This is a genomic window from Marinilactibacillus sp. XAAS-LB27 (assembly GCF_036039175.1).
Lineage (GTDB): Bacteria > Bacillota > Bacilli > Lactobacillales > Carnobacteriaceae_A > Marinilactibacillus.
Genome location: NZ_JAYXKP010000003.1, coordinates 189,771 through 207,376, shown reverse-complemented (window position 1 = coordinate 207,376; position 17,606 = coordinate 189,771). Strand labels below are relative to the sequence as shown.

22 protein-coding genes are annotated in these 17,606 nt (G+C 36.6%); 14 read left to right on the top strand and 8 right to left on the bottom strand.

All coding sequences use genetic code 11. The annotated features are described in order from the left end of the window. Nucleotides 1-83: 83 nt before the first annotated feature. Both VXN63_RS05945 and VXN63_RS05940 read left to right on the top strand, forming a co-directional pair. Nucleotides 84-584, top strand: a complete 501-nt coding sequence (locus VXN63_RS05945; protein WP_327757081.1) for a hypothetical protein — start codon at nt 84-86, stop codon at nt 582-584. 136 nt (nt 585-720) lie between these two features. Then, entirely contained in the window at nt 721-1,464 is a 744-nt protein-coding gene (locus VXN63_RS05940) for a DUF975 family protein (RefSeq protein ID WP_327757080.1), read from the top strand. An 83-nt stretch (nt 1,465-1,547) separates the two neighbouring features. Here the strand turns inward: VXN63_RS05940 and VXN63_RS05935 are convergent, their stop codons facing one another. Together VXN63_RS05935 and VXN63_RS05930 are read right to left on the bottom strand one after the other, a co-directional pair. Continuing rightward, on the bottom strand, nt 1,548-2,402 hold the full coding sequence (locus VXN63_RS05935; RefSeq protein WP_327757079.1) for an ABC transporter ATP-binding protein: 855 nt from the start codon (nt 2,400-2,402) through the stop codon (nt 1,548-1,550). Nucleotides 2,403-2,404: 2 nt separating this feature from the next. Next, nucleotides 2,405-3,088: an ABC transporter permease gene (locus VXN63_RS05930; protein WP_327757078.1), complete on the bottom strand. Its 684-nt coding sequence runs from the start codon at nt 3,086-3,088 to the stop codon at nt 2,405-2,407. Nucleotides 3,089-3,315: 227 nt separating this feature from the next. On the opposite strand from VXN63_RS05930, the gene VXN63_RS05925 reads away from it, so the two are divergent. Beyond that, the gene (locus VXN63_RS05925; protein ID WP_327757077.1) at nt 3,316-3,741 is read left to right on the top strand and encodes a hypothetical protein; all 426 of its coding nucleotides are present in this window, start codon (nt 3,316-3,318) and stop codon (nt 3,739-3,741) included. Nucleotides 3,742-3,848: 107 nt separating this feature from the next. On the opposite strand, the gene VXN63_RS05920 is transcribed toward VXN63_RS05925, so the two are convergent. Then, entirely contained in the window at nt 3,849-5,777 is a 1,929-nt protein-coding gene (locus tag VXN63_RS05920) for a BCCT family transporter (RefSeq protein ID WP_327757076.1), read from the bottom strand. Between the two features lie 320 nt (nt 5,778-6,097). Next, nucleotides 6,098-6,745 carry a GNAT family N-acetyltransferase gene (locus VXN63_RS05915; RefSeq protein ID WP_327757074.1) on the bottom strand — a complete coding sequence of 216 codons (648 nt, stop codon included), beginning with the start codon at nt 6,743-6,745 and terminating at the stop codon, nt 6,098-6,100. A gap of 81 nt (nt 6,746-6,826) precedes the next feature. On the opposite strand from VXN63_RS05915, the gene VXN63_RS05910 reads away from it, so the two are divergent. Beyond that, nucleotides 6,827-7,633, top strand: coding sequence for a MerR family transcriptional regulator (locus VXN63_RS05910; RefSeq protein WP_327757073.1), 807 nt, complete (start codon nt 6,827-6,829; stop codon nt 7,631-7,633). A 61-nt stretch (nt 7,634-7,694) separates the two neighbouring features. Here VXN63_RS05910 and VXN63_RS05905 read toward each other — a convergent pair whose 3' ends face one another. The 3 genes from VXN63_RS05905 to VXN63_RS05895 all read right to left on the bottom strand — a co-directional run bounded on the left by VXN63_RS05905 (nt 7,695) and on the right by VXN63_RS05895 (nt 10,942). Continuing rightward, complete coding sequence (locus VXN63_RS05905) at nt 7,695-8,885, bottom strand: MFS transporter (protein WP_327757072.1); 1,191 nt, start codon at nt 8,883-8,885, stop codon at nt 7,695-7,697. 154 nt (nt 8,886-9,039) lie between these two features. Beyond that, on the bottom strand, nt 9,040-9,573 hold the full coding sequence (locus VXN63_RS05900) for a dihydrofolate reductase family protein (RefSeq protein ID WP_327757070.1): 534 nt from the start codon (nt 9,571-9,573) through the stop codon (nt 9,040-9,042). A 34-nt stretch (nt 9,574-9,607) separates the two neighbouring features. Continuing rightward, on the bottom strand, nt 9,608-10,942 hold the full coding sequence (locus VXN63_RS05895; protein WP_327757069.1) for a hypothetical protein: 1,335 nt from the start codon (nt 10,940-10,942) through the stop codon (nt 9,608-9,610). Between the two features lie 392 nt (nt 10,943-11,334). On the opposite strand from VXN63_RS05895, the gene VXN63_RS05890 reads away from it, so the two are divergent. From VXN63_RS05890 to VXN63_RS05880, 3 genes are read left to right on the top strand one after another with little or no spacing between them, the layout of a single operon-like run. Further along, on the top strand, nt 11,335-11,490 hold the full coding sequence (locus VXN63_RS05890; protein ID WP_327757067.1) for a hypothetical protein: 156 nt from the start codon (nt 11,335-11,337) through the stop codon (nt 11,488-11,490). A gap of 31 nt (nt 11,491-11,521) precedes the next feature. Continuing rightward, the gene (locus VXN63_RS05885) at nt 11,522-12,271 is read left to right on the top strand and encodes a DUF4336 domain-containing protein (RefSeq protein ID WP_327757065.1); all 750 of its coding nucleotides are present in this window, start codon (nt 11,522-11,524) and stop codon (nt 12,269-12,271) included. A 46-nt stretch (nt 12,272-12,317) separates the two neighbouring features. Then, entirely contained in the window at nt 12,318-12,896 is a 579-nt protein-coding gene (locus VXN63_RS05880) for a GNAT family N-acetyltransferase (protein WP_327757064.1), read from the top strand. An 18-nt stretch (nt 12,897-12,914) separates the two neighbouring features. Here the strand turns inward: VXN63_RS05880 and VXN63_RS05875 are convergent, their stop codons facing one another. After that, on the bottom strand, nt 12,915-14,282 hold the full coding sequence (locus VXN63_RS05875) for a glycoside hydrolase family 1 protein (protein ID WP_327757063.1): 1,368 nt from the start codon (nt 14,280-14,282) through the stop codon (nt 12,915-12,917). A 251-nt stretch (nt 14,283-14,533) separates the two neighbouring features. Between VXN63_RS05875 and VXN63_RS05870 the strand changes: the two genes are divergently transcribed. The 7 genes from VXN63_RS05870 to VXN63_RS05840 all read left to right on the top strand — a co-directional run bounded on the left by VXN63_RS05870 (nt 14,534) and on the right by VXN63_RS05840 (nt 17,557). Beyond that, nucleotides 14,534-14,755, top strand: coding sequence for a hypothetical protein (locus tag VXN63_RS05870; RefSeq protein ID WP_327757062.1), 222 nt, complete (start codon nt 14,534-14,536; stop codon nt 14,753-14,755). 13 nt (nt 14,756-14,768) lie between these two features. Continuing rightward, nucleotides 14,769-14,912, top strand: a complete 144-nt coding sequence (locus tag VXN63_RS05865; protein WP_327757061.1) for a hypothetical protein — start codon at nt 14,769-14,771, stop codon at nt 14,910-14,912. A 94-nt stretch (nt 14,913-15,006) separates the two neighbouring features. Next, nucleotides 15,007-15,225, top strand: a complete 219-nt coding sequence (locus VXN63_RS05860) for a hypothetical protein (protein WP_327757060.1) — start codon at nt 15,007-15,009, stop codon at nt 15,223-15,225. A gap of 208 nt (nt 15,226-15,433) precedes the next feature. Then, on the top strand, nt 15,434-16,114 hold the full coding sequence (locus VXN63_RS05855; protein ID WP_327757059.1) for a YoaK family protein: 681 nt from the start codon (nt 15,434-15,436) through the stop codon (nt 16,112-16,114). A gap of 125 nt (nt 16,115-16,239) precedes the next feature. Further along, a complete protein-coding gene (locus VXN63_RS05850; RefSeq protein WP_327757058.1) occupies nt 16,240-16,446 on the top strand; it encodes a hypothetical protein in 207 nt (68 codons plus the stop codon). Nucleotides 16,447-16,508: 62 nt separating this feature from the next. Beyond that, nucleotides 16,509-17,048: a GNAT family N-acetyltransferase gene (locus VXN63_RS05845; protein ID WP_327757057.1), complete on the top strand. Its 540-nt coding sequence runs from the start codon at nt 16,509-16,511 to the stop codon at nt 17,046-17,048. A 20-nt stretch (nt 17,049-17,068) separates the two neighbouring features. Next, complete coding sequence (locus tag VXN63_RS05840) at nt 17,069-17,557, top strand: MepB family protein (RefSeq protein ID WP_327757056.1); 489 nt, start codon at nt 17,069-17,071, stop codon at nt 17,555-17,557. Nucleotides 17,558-17,606 lie beyond the last annotated feature (49 nt).

Below are 17,606 nucleotides of genomic sequence, written 5' to 3'. Positions count from 1 at the left end.
AGAAATTGACGGAGAACCTCTAAATTAGGGGTTCTTTTTCTCTGAAGAAGTGTAAAATAAGAGTATATAAAGGAGGTTATCTTGTGTCCATCGTATTCTATCTAGTATCTGATTTTTCTTTCGAGGAGCAAGTGGAAGATACAATTTCATACTCAATAAGCGAACTCGAGAAGAAAGGGATCACTAAAAAAGACTTGAAAAAGCAGTTTGCAAATTGGGCAATTGATTTAAGTCAAATCGACCGCCATGAAAAGTTGTTTTTCCTTATCGATGATTTATTTGATGAAGGCCAACCAGCATTCAGTGTTCTTGAAGATGCTGATCCTCAAGTCATAGTTAAATACACGAAAAAAAGATATTACTACGAAATTAGAATCAATAATAAAGAACGATTTTACAGTGAATTCATAGGATACTTAGAGAATCAAAATCAATCCTTTGAACTGTGGAAAATATGGGAAGGCGAATATGAACCATACCATCTTAGAACACACACTGTAAAGAACTGGACACATGATGAACTTGAAAAAATATTTGGTGATCGACTATTTAGACAGTCTATTAAAATGATAAAACACGCATAATCAACTAATGAGAAAGATAGGATTGAAAATTTGGTCTATGTGAGTGATACTACCAAAGTAGTAGTTGTTTCAATAAAAAATCTAGGAGTGATAACTTATCGATACAAAAATAATCAGAAGCAAAGCAAATGAAATTGTGAAAAAGAACCGCTTGATTACATACGGTTCGGTCATCGTACCACCGATTCTTATATATGTAGTGATGCTTAGTGCAATTATTATCCCTATTTTATTTGAAAGTTTTATTTCGGCCTATACAATTGCAATTTTAATTGGTTTAATCGCTGGAATCGTTCCTTTTCTAGTAGCTAGTATTCATTTGAAACTTGTGCGAGACGAAGAAACATCTATTAGAGAATATGTGATTGGTGAAATCAGAAATAATGGTATACGTTATTTCGTAGGTTCTTTGCTCGTTCAAGTCTTTATCTTTCTCTGGGCATTGTTGTTTACGATACCTGGTATCATCAAGCAGTATTCCTATGCCATGACACCTTATATTATGAAAGACGATGCGTCTATTAGACCCATTGATGCGATTACAGAAAGTCGTAGAATGATGGATGGACACAAGAAATCTCTATTCTTCCTTTTTTTAACTTACGCATTACCGCCGGCCTTATTGTATATACTGGCATTGTTTGTTGCGATAGTTGGCACAGCCTTCTTGCCTGATGGCGCATATGAAGGGGGCACTGCAATTTTTATTTCCTTTGCTGCCCTAGTAATGTTCATTATTGCAGTAATAGGTCCGCTTGTCCTAGCTATTAGAAATATTCCTCGCTACAATGTCGCAGCTGCTCTTTTCTACGAAGAAGTTCGTGGAGAAAGTCATTACGTTGTTGAAGAAACGCAGCCTGAATGGGACGAAGAGTTTTAAAGTAGGTAATTAGATACATCAAAAGGAAGAATCGCTGAGTATAGCGGTTCTTCCTTTCTGTTTGAATTGACTATTTCTTAAAATCAATGATAAACACTTTCTCTCAACGATTTTTTTGCTAAATAAATTTCAGAAATCAGTAGCTTATTTTCTATAATACAGGAAAGAATAGCTGTAAGATCAACTTCGTCTTTAACTTCTAACATTATTTCTGAACTGCTCTTTAGTTGTATTTCATTCTGAAAAACATTTGAAAGAACTGCACAGATTTTCTTGGCTTCAGATGACTTCAATAGATATGAATAGTATTTAGCTGTTTCGTTACCATAAGTTATCTCAGAAACAGATCCGTGGTTCACTATCTTACCTTTATCCAAAATGTAGACGTAGTCAGATACTCTTTCTAGTTCGTCCAAGTTATGCGATGTTAATAGAATACCAGCTCCATCTGCTTTAAGTTGTTCAATGACTTCTAACATGATGATTGCTGAGGGTTCATCTACGCCAGAAGTGGGTTCGTCAAGAATATAGGTATCATATTTTCCTATACAAGCCTGGATGAAACTCAACTTCTTTTTCATCCCAAAAGAATAGCCACTGATTTTCTTTTTCAAATCTTGGGAAAGGCTCAATGTTTCAGATAATTCTAACGCTTGATCAATTGATACAGATTTTAGTGAACTTATGAATTTTAAAAATTCTTTTCCTGTAAAGTCTTCGTACATTGTATTCGCATCGGGCATGATGGAAATCGAACCTTTTTTTATTTCACCAGAATCAGGGGGATAATAACCAGCTATAGCACCGATAATTGTTGATTTACCAGCTCCATTACTTCCGACTAACGACGTGATTTGCCCGTTATGCACCTTAAGTGAAATACTCGAAACGATTATTCTTCGGTTAAATGTTTTAGTAATCGATGTGCATTCTATCATAATTATAATGATTTCCTTTCAAATAACGTTGCACCTAATATGTACACTAAGATGGCTAATAATAATAAAATAAGAATCTCCCAACCACTATTCAAATATCTAAATGGTAAAAGCCAGTTTAAAATATTTAGTAAAGTATAATCTTTGAAAAATGTGTAAGTAAAAATGATTGGAAATAAGAGGCTCAATACAATGCCGATCAGCGTGGCTGTTCTTTCATTTCTACTAACAGTAGAAATGAGTAGTACGAGCGCTAGAGTATACAAGAAAAATACTAGTATATTAGCTAAACTAGCCAAAGGAATAACGATAGCACCGCGGCTTACAAATAATATTGTTAATGAAAAAACAATCATTAAAGCGAAATAAGTGAGTGTGACGAGATACTTTGCCAAGTAAATTTTTTTTCTGGAAAGATAGGGAGATATGTAGCGAATTGTCTCCGTTTCAATTTCTCTAGAGATAATGCCTCCAAATAAAATAGATGAGAACAAAAATCCTAAGAACATGTATAGAACAAAAAGCGTATCTATGGCTGGTGAAACACCATTATTATTTATTGCAATAGTAAGTGAAGGTGAAAAATTGGCTATTAGAAAGGATAGACCAGTAAATACTAAGCTTACGACAATAGTCTTTATAGATTTTAGTTCATATTTCAAACCATATAAATAAATACTTTTCATATACTACTCCTTTTTTCTTCGTAAAAGAACATTTTATCACTTTGAACTAAGAATTGAAAATTGAATTAGACAAAGAACTTGTATCACAGTACTAAACAATTTTAGTAGTCAACGATACGATTGCTTTTCATTTTTAATGTAAGCTTGTATTTTTAATCAGTTACTTATACGATAAGACCAACCCATTAGGTGATTTTCTATTAAAAAGTACTTAAAGGAGTGAAATTATGAGAAAAAACAGTTTGGACAATAAAGTATACTTCACGATTGGGCTAACACTCGTTGCGATTAGCCTGATTTATATCGGTGCGTATGCATTTTTTCTAAAGGAATATAGTGCAATGCATTTTATATTGAGGTACTCTTTTATCTACTTTCTGATTGCTCGTCCAGTTTTTTATACCGCTCTATTCGCTGTCATAACTAGAATCATCATATTGAGGCCGTTTCTTACACTGCCCACTGGCTACATACGTTTTGCCAGATGCCTATTCGCTATTCTGATTTTGCTTTACATATTACTGATGATTCAATTCTTTTTCGTAGTTTTTCCGTTAATTCCGTTCAATATAGACTTTTATTTAACGTTTGATAGTCCTATTTTATATATATTAATCGGTATTTTTTCAAGTTTGAGTATATCTACAAGGTGAAATAATTGAGTCATTCAAGGATTGAAGACAAAAAAATACCAGAAGTTAGCCGTTAAGCTGACTTCTGGTATTTTAGTTTTTTATTGATCTTTATTTAAATCTTCTTGTTATTTCTCACTAACAGTAACGGATGATTTTCCTGATTTAGATCGCTCTTCTTCAGCTAATTTTTCAGCAACAGCTTCTACGAGTGCTTCATCTTGAACTCTCGTTTGAATAACTTCGCCAATAATATGATCATCTGTAACTCTTTGTAGTTTTTGGTTAACTGCTCGTTCAATCAAGAATTCCTGTCTTAAACCTAAATAGAGTGAATAGATCATTGCGAGCAGGATAAAGGTGAACGGCAAGCCGGTAATTACGGAAGCTGTTTGTAGGGCAGATAATCCACCCCCAACAAGTAATGTTGCTGCGATGATCCCGGAAATAGCTGTCCAAAAGATACGTTGCGGAATTGGAGAGTCCAATTTCCCACCAGAAGTTAAGTGATCGACAACTAATGAACCAGAATCTGCGGAAGTAACGAAGAACACAATAACTAGTACAACTCCGACGAATGACAAGATTTGAGAGAAAGGCAAGCTTTCAACCATTGCGAATAGGGCAAGTGACTCATCAATAGCAACAGCTGATGCTAGATCAGCGATACCGTTCATTTCTTGGAAGATAGCTGTTCCACCGAATACGCTCATCCAGATGAATGAGATGGCCGTTGGAATCAAAACAACCCCAACAATAAATTCTTTAACCGTACGTCCTTTTGAAACACGTGCGATAAACATACCAACAAATGGTGACCATGAAATCCACCATGACCAGTAGAATATCGTCCAGGTACTTTGCCAGTTACTGTCCCTGAATGTTTCGGTCCAAGTACTCATTTCGATAAAGTTCGCCGCGAAGTAGCCAATGTTTTGAGTGAACCCACTTAAGATATAAACAGTGGGACCTGTGATCAATACGAATAGCAAGAAAACACCAGCTAGAACCATATTGATTTCGCTTAGACGCTTAACACCACCATCTAATCCCATAACAACAGAGATTGTGGCAAAACCAGTAATGACAACAATTAGAATAACTTGAACGGTTGTACTGATCGTAATGCCAAACAAATTGTTTAGACCAGCATTAACTTGAGAAACACCGAGGCCAAGTGATGTTGCGAGTCCCATCAATGTAGCAAGTACTGAAAGGATATCGATGATATTTCCCCAGATTCCGTAGATTTTATTTCCAATCAACGGATAGAAAAGTGATCGAATCGTTAATGGTAAACCTTTATTGTAAGAAAAGAAGGCTAGTCCGAGTCCAACGACAGCGTAAATCGCCCAAGGGTGGACACCCCAGTGGAAGAATGTGGAAGCCATAGCTGATTGTGCAGCACCAGGCGAATTCGGAGCCACAGAGTCGAACATTGGAGAAGGGTTACCCAAGTGATTGATCGGTTCTGCAACACTCCAGAACAGTAATCCAATCCCCATACCGGCACTTAATAACATGGCGTACCAGGCAAAACGCGAAAACTCTGGTTTTGCTGTTTTTCCACCAATGACGATAGATCCGTAACGACTGAATGCAAAGTACAACCCTGCAACAATGAAAATATTAGCCGCGAAAATCATAAACCATCCAGTGGTACTGGAAATAACATCCAACGTACTTACAAAAAATGTTTCAGCCCGTTGAGGGAATAATAGCGTTATTGCAATAAAAATAGTGAGTATGATTGCTGAGGGAATTGTAACTTCAGGATGGATATCGAATCCATAGCCTTTCCAGTTTCTTTCTCCGACTTCTTCTCGACCTTCTTTATCAAATAAAGAAACAGTCGGTCTGATTTGAAGACCTTTGAATCGTTCTCTGTTCTTGATTGCATCTTTGCGCGCTTCTACTTCTTCTTTACGAAGTTTCTTGGCTAGAAGACGTTCAGATTCGAGTTTCTTTTCAAATTCTGTTTGCTCTCTTGGCGGTCTCTTCTTTCTTTCCGGTTTCTTTCTTTCAGGTTTCTTTTTCGTATCTTTTTCTTGATCCATTTCCAACCGATCCTTTCTTGATTTGCGGTGAGAGGAGATAAGTCGGTTCAATCGCTACAAGGATAGTAACCATTGATTGACAGTGACGTTCCTCTCCTCGTGAGTGATTTTCTATAAATCTTCATCTAATCTATATTAACATGCCCAACTCTATCTTTCACTAAAGAATACCCTGGATTTTTGAATTCATATTTGAAAAATAGTACGGGTTATAAAAATAAGATTGGAAATGCCTATATGTATAAACATGAAAGCTCTACCAATACTTAGGTTCGCTAAGAGTACTGGTAGAGCTTGTATAGTTGACGTATTGAACTTTTTTATTTATCGAATGATGCTTCAAGTTTTGTTCTGTTTCCTGAATAAATAAATGAAGTCATATCAAAGTTAGTAGAAGCTTTAATAGAGTATGCTTTTTCTGCAACTCTTTCTAGACCCTTATGATCATAAAAGCCGTAATTACAACTTGTATCTGTATAAAGGAAGAAATGATCAAGGTTTCGTTTTTTCATCTGATTTAGGAAACGATTGAATAGTCCAGAACCGATTCCTAAGCCTTGTGCTTTTTCTCCAACAGCAAAAAGGGTAACTTCGCCTTCAAAGGTTTCGTCTAATTGATTGAATAGCTGCTGATCTTTTGAAAGAATCTCTCTTTGAATCCTTAGGCTAGCTCGACCTTCTTTAGATAATAGTAGAGATAGGCCGTGCACCAATCCGTTGAGTAGATAAAGTCTTTTAATTAGAGGGACTCTACCAAAACTACTTGCAAGCATACCAACGACTTCTCCATCGACTTCAGCAACTTCTGTGTAAGATGATTTGGCTAGTTCGAAATTCAGGAAAAGAATACCCATATGGTACGCGTTCTTCTCAGACAAGATTTGATCAAACTTCCAGTTTTTGATCAGAATAGAAACTAGTGACGGAATATCTCCTTTTTTAAATGTTCTATAGATAACGTTTTTCATGTTAACACCTTTCTTAATCCTATTTTTTTTATTACTATAAGTATAAACGCTACAGTTACTGTAAGGTCAAGGGGGAAAAAGATGAAAAAATACAGGTTTAAAATTTCAGAGTTAGCGGATCTTTTAGGAATCAATAAGCGAACGTTGCATTACTATGATGAGATTGGACTGTTTTCTCCCGACTTCAAGGACGATAATGGTTATCGATACTATTCCGTTGAGAAGTCCATGGACCTAGCTGTAATTTTGTCATTGAAAGAACTAGAGATTCCTTTGGAGGATATCAAAAAGATTATTGATGGAGATATCTCCCATTCTAAAACGATTCTTGAAAGTAAGATTGATGAATTAGATAAGCAAATTGAATCCTTAAAGGAAATCAGACAATTAGCCACTAGAAAATTAAAACAGATCAAGATGACTGGAAGAGGCTTTTTCGATATTGAAGAAATCAAATTACAAGAAGAGTACCTGGTATTGAGTGAAGTACTGGAAACAGATGATTTTCTAACAACGGTTAATGCTGGGTTTCAGTTACTACATGATGAAGGGAAATATCTGTTTACCAATAATCGTTACGGCTATATGATTCACAGTCTTAAAAAAATGAAAGATAGTAAAGATGAACACTACGACTATCTTTATTTAGAGAAAGATCAGATAACGCAAGGAGCATTTATCAAACCTGCTGGAACTTATCTCAGTATGCTTTATAACGGCGCAGAGACAGATTTATACAAGGCGTACGATGACATCTTGAAATATGTTTCGGATAACGAGTATGAACTAACGGGCTACTTCTATGAATTTCCGATCCATCAAAGTGTTCATGAAAATCCTGAGGCGTTTATTACGGAAATACAAGTAAAGTTCACCAGAAAAGGATGAAACACAAAAAACTAGTGAGAAAGACTGCGATTCCTGCAGATTTTCTTACTAGTTTTTTTATCTATTCGCTCGTTATTTTGAGTGAACGGTTTTTTACGATCGTATTCAGTCGTTCGTTGTAGATGAACATAACAATCGTGAAGAAGCAGAGGTAAACGGGATATAATTGAATACTCAAGATTGAAGCAATCCACCCGAATAATGGTGGCATGAAGGTTGTTCCAAAATAAGCCACCGCCATTTGAATACCGATAATGGATTGAGAATACGCTTTTCCAAAGTTTGCCGGCGTACTATGAATGACCGATGGATAAATCGGAGCACAGCCGATTCCGATAATGACGAGACCTGAAAGAGCAAAGCCAGTGTAAGTTGTAGGAATGAATAGTAAAAGAATGCCAACGAATAAAATGCCTGTTCCAATTCTGATCAACTTTTTATCTCCCAAATGATTGGCTATAAATCCACAGACAAATCGACCAAAGGTGATTCCTAAAAAGAAGAACGAGGCGAATTGAGCTGCCGTTTCAGGATCAACGGATCTAGCTTCAACAAGGTAGGTACTCGCCCATAATCCTGTCGTTTGTTCAATGGCTTGATATGCAAAAAAAGCAATCAAAAGGGGGACGATGCCACTTAGTCTGAAAATTTGTTTGAAGGTCAATGATTTGGATTCTGCAATTTCAGAGTCCTCGATACTTTTGGATCCACCTTTCCACAAAGGTAAGCTAAATAGTAGAACAAGAGAAATGACAACTTGAATAACGCCCACAGTCTGATATCCGCTAGACCAGCTAGCACCTCTTGTTAAATAAAAACCCATAATATAAGGACTAACAGAAGCACCAACTCCCCAGAAACAGTGAAGCCAGTTCATATGCCTTGGCCCATAATAGAGTGCGACATAGTTGTTTAAAGCCGCATCAACAGCACCTGCACCGAGACCATAAGGGATGGCCCAAAAAATTAAAGAAATGAACGAACTTGAAATTGAAAAACCAAAAAGAGCAACCGCTGTAGTTAAAACGCTCAAAAATGTTACCAGACCAGTACCGAGTCTCTTAGTTAGTTTATCTGATAGCAAACTGGAAATAATCGTTCCGCCAGCTATCGTCATAGTAATCAGTCCAGCATAGGAGACGGGGACATTGAGATCTCCTTGCATGACTGGCCATGCTGAACCGAGTAGCGAGTCAGGTAATCCTAAACTGATGAAGGCGATATAAATAACGAGTAAAAGTAATGAATACATAAAAACTCCTATAAGAAATGTTTTGAAAGCGGATCAAATGATACTTACGAAGAAAACTGTAACACAATTTAGTTTGAATATCAGTAAGAATATCACTTTAAGTTCTATTAAAAAAGCTTCCTAGGATATAGAAAGCTTTTTTCAACAACTTAGTTTATAAAACTTTGTAATGTAATTCGACAAATTGATTGAACGTCTGCGTGCCAATTAATTTAAGGTCTGCATGATAAGAACCAGAGTTGAAGAGTGGAATACCTCTACCAATGATTTTTGGAGCGACTGTTAAATAAAGTTCGTCGACAAGTTTGTTTTCCAGAAAATAAGAAAAGAGTTGTCCGCCACCAACTAACCAGATAGTTTTACCATCTCTTTTTTTAAGCTCACTTATAAATTGTGGAATATCTTCTTTTATAAATTGAACATCATCCGTATTTTTACGAACACTTTTTGAGAAAACGAAACTTTTCTTATCTTTATAAGGATATTCGATAATTTGGTCATCATTCATAATCCAATCATAGGTCTTTTTGCCCATTAAAATGGTATCAATCTTATCGTAAAAGGCTGAATAACCATTATCGCCTTCTCCTTCAACATCAAATAACCATTCCAATGTTTCATCTTTGGTAGCGATGAACCCATCCAAACTGGTAGCGATAAATAAAACGACTTTTCTTTTTCCACTCATGGATATACCTTCTTTCAAAGCATTTTAGTCAATATTATGGAACGAATGATTCGTTCTGGCTGTTCGTGAGTTTTTGGAAGTCTTCTAATGAGTAAACTTCTCTATTATTCCACAACCATCTAGGGCGGGTGTTATGACCAAGGCGATAGTGATTGTCTTCAAAAATTGTATCTGTATTTCCTGTATATTCATGACTGATAAACAAACCAGAAGGAGAGGCTGTCAGATCATTGGACTCGATTATATTTGAATCAGAATAGTACTGAAATAAGATCTGTCCACCTTCAAGACCAATCGTATCATTATCAGTCAATGTATTTCCAGAGATCAGTGAATGGGTTGTTCCACCTCTATCCGCATCATAACCACCAATGGAAATGCCTGCATAAGTATTCTCGTAAACGTTATTGTTCAAGATTTTTATCTGATTGGCTGATCGATCCTTGTGTTCTGAAGTCGCTTCGATACCGATATCATTTTGGTAAACGGTATTGTTTTCAATTGTAATATCTTGCCCACCGTCTATATAAATTCCGCCAGCGCTATAATCGTTTTCGTAACTGGGATTATGATAACTAGAATTGTTATGAACCGTATTTTCACTGATGACACCGTTTCGAGCATAATCTTCATTACCATTATCTGCAACACCTTCATATCCGATAGCGTCGATAGCGATATTATCTGTTTCATAGATATGGTTTTCTTTAATGGAAAAGTCGCTGACGTTTCCATTAACAACGAGTGCTTCGCTCAATCCGAGTTTAAGATTGGTTAAAGTGTTTTTATGAATAGTAATCTCTTGAATAGGTACGTTGCCGTATACAGCGATCCCATGCGCGTTTCCTTCAAGTGCAGTCGTTCCGATATTTTCAATCCAATTATTAGTGAGTTCAATATATTGACTGTGTCCAGTTACTAGCATGCCTATCACCGTTTTGTCAGGAAGACCTGTGGATAGATTTTTAAGTGTCAGTCCTTTTATCGAGATATGATCATATCCATCAATTTCAACTAATGCACGATCATCAGGGGTATCTTCAAATTGTTCACCACTTAAATGAACCTTTTCGTCTGAGTATGCTTGAAATACAATCGGATCTGAGGCAGTACCATCGTGTTGAACGATAAGAGATTCAAAGTAGATGCCTCCTCGAATGGACACAGTTGTTCCGGGAACAGCTTGATCAGCGGCTGCTTCTAAAGTTCTTAGCGGTTCGCCAATTGTTCCTGGATTCTCGTCACTGCCGTCAGTAGCGACGAATAGTTCAGATGAATTGCTCGTAGACATCTGAAAATAATATCGACCAGACCATAAAAGTCCTAAAAGAATGATGGCCGATGCGGTCAGGGTTAGAAATTTTTTCAATAGTGTTACTTCCTTTCCAAGTAAAACGCTCCTTAAGAGATTATAAATTGAATGAATACAGAATCGTATCTGCTTTTATAAGAAAAGATTCCCAATATATTTGTGAAATCAGTTTCGCTATTTGTGGTTTGTAACCAAATAAATCACTATAATAAGTGTGAAGATTGTTTCTTAGATTCTACTGTTTTATATTATTGGAAATTCTAAACCTGCGTTCATCAGATCCTAATTTCTCATTTATAAAAGAGGAGCGGATAAATTTCTGAATTGGAAAAAGGCTGGTACATGAATTCATTTAAGTGCATAAGAACAACTCGTAAGTTTGATTTGTGCGCTAGTCTAGTATACCGTATTCTAATAAAAAGTGGTGTAATTGAGAGGAGAAATCTGAGATGCGTGATTCGTTTGAAGAAGAAAATGAAAAACAACTGTATAAAGGTAAAGGGTATTCCTGTTTTGGGGTGTTTTCCTTACTATTTATTTTAGTGATCATCTTGATTCTGGGATTTGTTGGCTTCTTGCTTTATAACTTTGTGAATACACCATAAATGATTGTGCATAGATTGAAGGGGGAGCAATATGAGTATTCCGGTATATGAGCCACTCAATACTTTGAAAAAAGTAGCAGAGGATATCTGGATTGTCGATGGGGAAGTGATTCATATGAATGTCTTATCAGTAGGCATTCCTTTTTCAACTAGAATGACCATCATTAAACTTGCGGATCAGTCGCTGTGGTGTCATTCACCGATTCAACCGAGCGCAGATTTGTTCAAAGAAATCGATAAAATAGGAAACGTTCGTCATCTGGTTTCACCTAATAAAATTCACTACGCTTTTATTGAAGAGTGGAAAATACAGTATCCTGAGGCCACTGCCTGGTCAAGTCCAGGCGTAGAAAAACGAGCAGCTAGCCAAAAGATAGCTATAAAATTCAACCGAGCTTTAAAAGATGATCCACCAGTAGAATGGCGTAAGGAAATCGATCAATTGATTTTCAAAGGGAGCCATGTAATAGAGGAAGTAGTCTTTTTTCATAAAACTAGCCAAACGTTGATCTTAGCAGACTTAATTGAAAACTTTGAACCAGAATACACAACAAATCCTTTCTGGAGATGTGTGCATAAACTTGCTGGAATTTCGGATCCAAATGGGCAAACACCTATAGATATGAGACTGACTTTCTTAGGACAAAAACAACAAGCCAGGGAATGTTTTCAGCGTATGTTAAGTTGGCATCCAGATAAAATCATTTTGGCACATGGCCGCTGGTATGAAAAAAATGGAACAGCTGAGTTGAGACGAGCTTTTAGCTGGTTAACAGACTGATGTCCTGTATACACAAATAGAGTACATGAGAATGGAGAAGAATTGTATGGACCCTTTTTTACATAAGCCGACATTGACCGAAGGAGATCTGGTTTTACGTCCTTTTAGAAGAGAAGATGGTGGGCGTATGCTTGAGATTCTCAAAATTCCTGAAGTGTTGTTCCTCACAGGAAGCGTAGAAAGCAGGGAAGAGGCAGAAAATCCAACGTTCGATGCCAAAGAAATTGAGCAATGGTATGGTTCTTTGTCCACTGCCAAAAATCGGCTTGATCTGGCGATTGAGTACAAGGGAGTCGTTATTGGGGAATTGGTTTTGAACGAATATGATCAAAAGAAATCTGAAGCGAATTTCAGAGTACTAATGGATACGCATCATACTTCAAAGAAAATCGGGTCTAAATCAATCGAGCTGTTTTTAGAGTATGCTTCAATCAATTTACCAATCAGAAAAATCGTACTCGGCGTATTGGAATTTAATGATAGAGCACGACATGTCTATGAAAAAGTAGGATTTACCTTTCAGTATCGAGAAGAAAAGGCGCATCGCTTTGATGGAAGAGACTATGCAATGGACCATTATGAACGGATTAACGATAACGAAAAAAACGTCTTCTCAAATGAGTGAGAAGACGTTTTTATTGATTTACTCTTTGGTTAAAGACTGGCCGTTTGTTTTAATGACTTCTTTGAACCAATGGTAACTTTTTTTAGGGACTCTCTTCATATCTTTCAGGTCGTGATTGTCACGGTTGACGTAGACGAGTCCGTAGCGTTTGCGCATATCTCCCTGCGAGCTGAGAATGTCTATCAGCCCCCAGCCAAGATAGCCCATGACTTCTACGCCATCAATGTTGATTGCATCATACATCGCAAGTAAATGCTGTTTATGATAATCGATCCGGTAGGAGTCATCAATTGGATTTTGACCATCCCATTCTTCTTTTACACCAATCCCGTTTTCTATCGGAAAGATAGGTAACTGATAACGTTGATAGAGTTTGTTCATAACATCTCTGAAGCCCAGTGGGTCGATCTGCCAGTTCCATTCTGTTTTATCCAAGTGAGGATTCTCAACGCCGCCATGATTCAGATAAAGATTGGGTACGGTATGTTCTGGAATCTTTTCTGCGCTGATTGTGGAAGAAGCGTAGTAGCTAAAGCTGATAAAATCGTTTTTTTGAGCTTTGATGGTTTCTAATTCTCCTGGTAGAATATTCATATCAATCTGATTTTGTTCAACATAATGCATCATTTCTTTTGAATAGGTACCTTTAGTATAAGCATCAAGAAGCGTGTAGTTGACGAATTCATCGTGTTTTCTCGCTACGAGAATATCTTCTGGCTTGCTAGTAGCGGGATACACTTCACTGTAGGCTAACATACCACCGATTTGAGCATCCGATTTTTCGTGTAGATAGTTAGCGATTGAAGCATGCGCAACCATCACATTGTGGAGAATCTGGTATAATTCATCGGTCGTTTCATCGCCTTCTAGATAGCCGCCGATTCTAAAAGCAGCAGGCACATGATAAAGGTTCTGTTCATTGAAGACAATCCAGTATTTAACTTTGTTTGCGAAACGGTCAATCATTTCCTTACCATAGCGAATGAAGGCACCAAGAACTTCTTTAGAAACCAGACCATTATACTTCTCGGCAAGATGCAAGGGCATATCAAAGTGATACAGACAGATCATCGGTTCAATGCCTCTTTCGATTAATCCATCAATGAATCGTTCATAATAAGCGATACCTTCTTCGTTGACAGCACCATCTCCATCTTTCATTACACGAGACCAGGAAATCTGGAATCGGTACATATTCATGCCCAAATCCTGAATCAAATCTAGATCTTCTTCAAAGTTGTGGTAATTATCGTTTGCAAATTTCCAGTCACTAGAATCTTCAGTAGCTTCGCGAATATCGTAGACAGAAGGCGATTTGCCCCCTTCGTTCCATCCACCTTCAGTCTGCATACTTGAAACGGAATTTCCCCAGAAAAACTTCGTCATACTACACGCTCCCTTTATAAAATGAAATCGCTTTTACAAGTTAACTTTAGCGGAGACCGTTTTCAATGTAAAGGACTAATGAGGAGATCTACAAGAAATCTAAAGCAAATAGTAGATAGTCGGAATCATTAAGTTGTGATTGCATCAAATTGAAATTAGTAAAAAATAAAGATTGATAAGTCTAGAACTCGGTTAAATAATCAGGTACACTAAGATTAAGAATGTACTAATAAAAGGAGAGAGTGAAAAAAATGGTTATAACCGGAATGAAAGTTTTTAAATTTGTGACGATCTTCAGTATGCTCTATCTAATCATAAAAATTGCAGTTGGAATATATAATGGAAAGGCCGAACTAATAGATACAGATGTGATGCTCATTGTTTCTACCGCTCTAATTTACTTGTCAGTCAGTCAAAGTAAGAAAAAAGTGTACCAAACAAAAAGTAGATCAAGAGAGGATGTTAATGAATAATGAATAATGAATAATGAAAGATGGAAATATTAGATGGATCAAACGCTTCAGCCCAGTGTTTTTGGGACTCTTTATTGTATTTGCCTTTATTCCAAATATTGATACAATCTTTGAGATGGGCAAAGAAGTTGGAAGAGCGCTAGCTTACTGGTTCTAAGACTTCTTGGAAATCGGTTATTTTGTCACTGTAAACAATTGACTCTACTTTTAAACTTCTTTAATCTAGAAGCAAGAGAAAGAAGGTGAATACTATGATTACGGATATGGACATGATGGAAGTGGATCCTTTTAGTAACATGCTTCAATATGCAGAAAGAACGATGATGATAAACGTTGTTTTTCAAATTGTTATGATCATCCTAGCAGTGGTTGTAATCGCTGGAGTCATTTATGGACTGGTCTTGTTGCGTCAGTTTTTGAATGTGTATAAAGCAAACAGTGAACAAACGTTTAAAAGGGACAATCAGTAGCTAGGATCAAAGAAAATAGTACATAAAGAGATAAGCACGAGTATGGCCAAAAGGCGGTATTCGTGCTTTTTTGCGAATCAAGGTTGGTAGAATAGGTGTATTTTTATAAAATTTGTTTTATAGTAGGGAATATAAAATAAATTTTGTAGTCGTCTATTAAGGGAGTCTTTAAGGTAATGAATGAATATAACCATAATTTTAGGAATGAATGCTTCAATGGCTTTATGATGCACCAATGAACATACCTGTTAAACAAACGTATAGCTATGAGAATTTCTTACATTACTCGATGTGTATGGTTGGAGGCTTTTGCGGAAGCTATGCGTTATTATTAAGAGGAAACTTCGGTTCAGCTCAGACAGCGAACCTCATCCAGATGTTTATCAGTATCAGCGAAGTGAGTGTATTAGATGCATTTGTTAGAATATCAGCACTTGGGATCTTTATGATCAGCTTATTTATTTCCTCTTTTTTAAGAGAAAAGTATACGGAAGCCTCTGTCAGAATCTGTCTTTTAGTTGAAATTGTTGGGGTCTGCATGATTGGAGTCATTCCAAGACAAGCAGATGATTTACTGGCTTTATTGCCGCTATTTGCTTTGACTGCTTTTCAATGGGGCGTCTTCAATGGAACAAAAGAATACGTCAGTCCGACGCTTTTTTCAACTGGAAATATTCGTCAGTGTATTCAGGCATGGATGGACTATCATTTGAATTCAACAGCATCTAGTAAGGTCAAAGGGACTTTTTACGGTTATACGTTATTCCATTATCATCTTGGCGTATTAGCTGGGATTGCGCTGATTCCAGTATTTGGTGTTAGGAGTATCTTATTTTGTTTGCTTCCATTGCTGGTTAACCTCAAATTGGAAAGTCAGACTAAAGGATAAGACTGCTATCATCAAATAAATAAAAAAGTCATAGAATTTTATAAAAATTTATACACATTCACGACTTTAAAAAGGTATAATCTAATAGGATGTATAAACAGGTAAGTCAAAAGGGGAACAGACTTATGGAATTTGCACGAGTAGTTAAAAGAAGAAATCTTGTCATGGTTATTTTGCTTATTGCAGGCTTTTTGCAGGGCTCTTTGTCTACAGGAGGATCGTGGGCTGAAGTCATTTTTGTAGGGGTATTTGCAGGTGTTTTTTACGCAATGATCACGTACGTAGTGTTCAGTATCTATATTTATTTTTATAAAATACTTGGAAAACCATAGAGTGAAAAGAGGCATGCAAAAGCAGGCCTCTTTTTTTAAAGATTAAAAAGGAGTGTATACATATGAAAAATGTGATATCAGGAGAAAAAATTGCCTTTACGCATTTTGAAGAAGAAGACTTTGGGATGTTAACGCAATATCAGTGGGATAATGAATTTCTGCGGAATATTAGCTGGGATACTTTTCATCCTTGGAATGAAGAATCGTGGAAGAACTTTCAGGGAGACAGTGATAGTAACGAGCGATTTTTATTTGCCATCAGAGAAAGATTTTCAAGTGAATTCTTGGGATGGGTCTCGCTGTCTGATGTACAGTTCAAGAATAGAGGAGCGGAACTAGGACTTGCAATCGTCCCAGCATCTAATAGAGGAAAAGGATATGCGACAGATGCCGTGCATACAATCTGTAAATTTGCCTTTTATGAACTAGGTCTCCATAAAATTCGTTTGAGCGTACACAGCAACAACGAACCAGCAATCAAGGTTTACGAGAATATTGGTTTCCAAAGAGAAGGCATCGACCGCGAAGGCTTGTTTCAAGACGGGAAATGGCTAGATGTTTATAATTACGGCTTATTATTCAGTGACTGGCATTCAAACTAAGCGAAAATAAGGAGTCTAACTTGAAGTCTATAACCTTCATCAAGCAACTGATAGTACAATTGGGTTTTGAAGAGATAACAAATATAAAAACGGAAACTCAGAATTCTGAATACGAAGGAACGCGTTTTAATTTGAATCAATATTCTTATAGAAGTCGCTTAGCAAAATTGACTTCAAAGAAAGCTGGATATTTTGTGGTATTCTGGGAAAAAGATGCCAACAATAAGAATCAACCTTATTCATTTCTTGAAAGCCCAGATAAAGTGATTGTATCTGTCTTAGATAATGAGAAAATTGGTCAGTTTGTTTTTCCTAAAGCTGTCTTACATAAGCAAGGCATACTGAGAAGCGAAACTTCCAAAGGGAAAATGGCAATCAGAGTTTATCCTACTTGGGAAAAAGAACTAAATCCTTCAGCAACAAAAACTCAAAAGTGGCAGTCAGCTTATTTTATTGACTTAACCCAAGATACAAATACGGATAAACTTTCCAAGCTATACAATTCATGAAACACAACAATTCAACTAAAAGCGAGCATCTTAGTTAGTTTTTACTAAG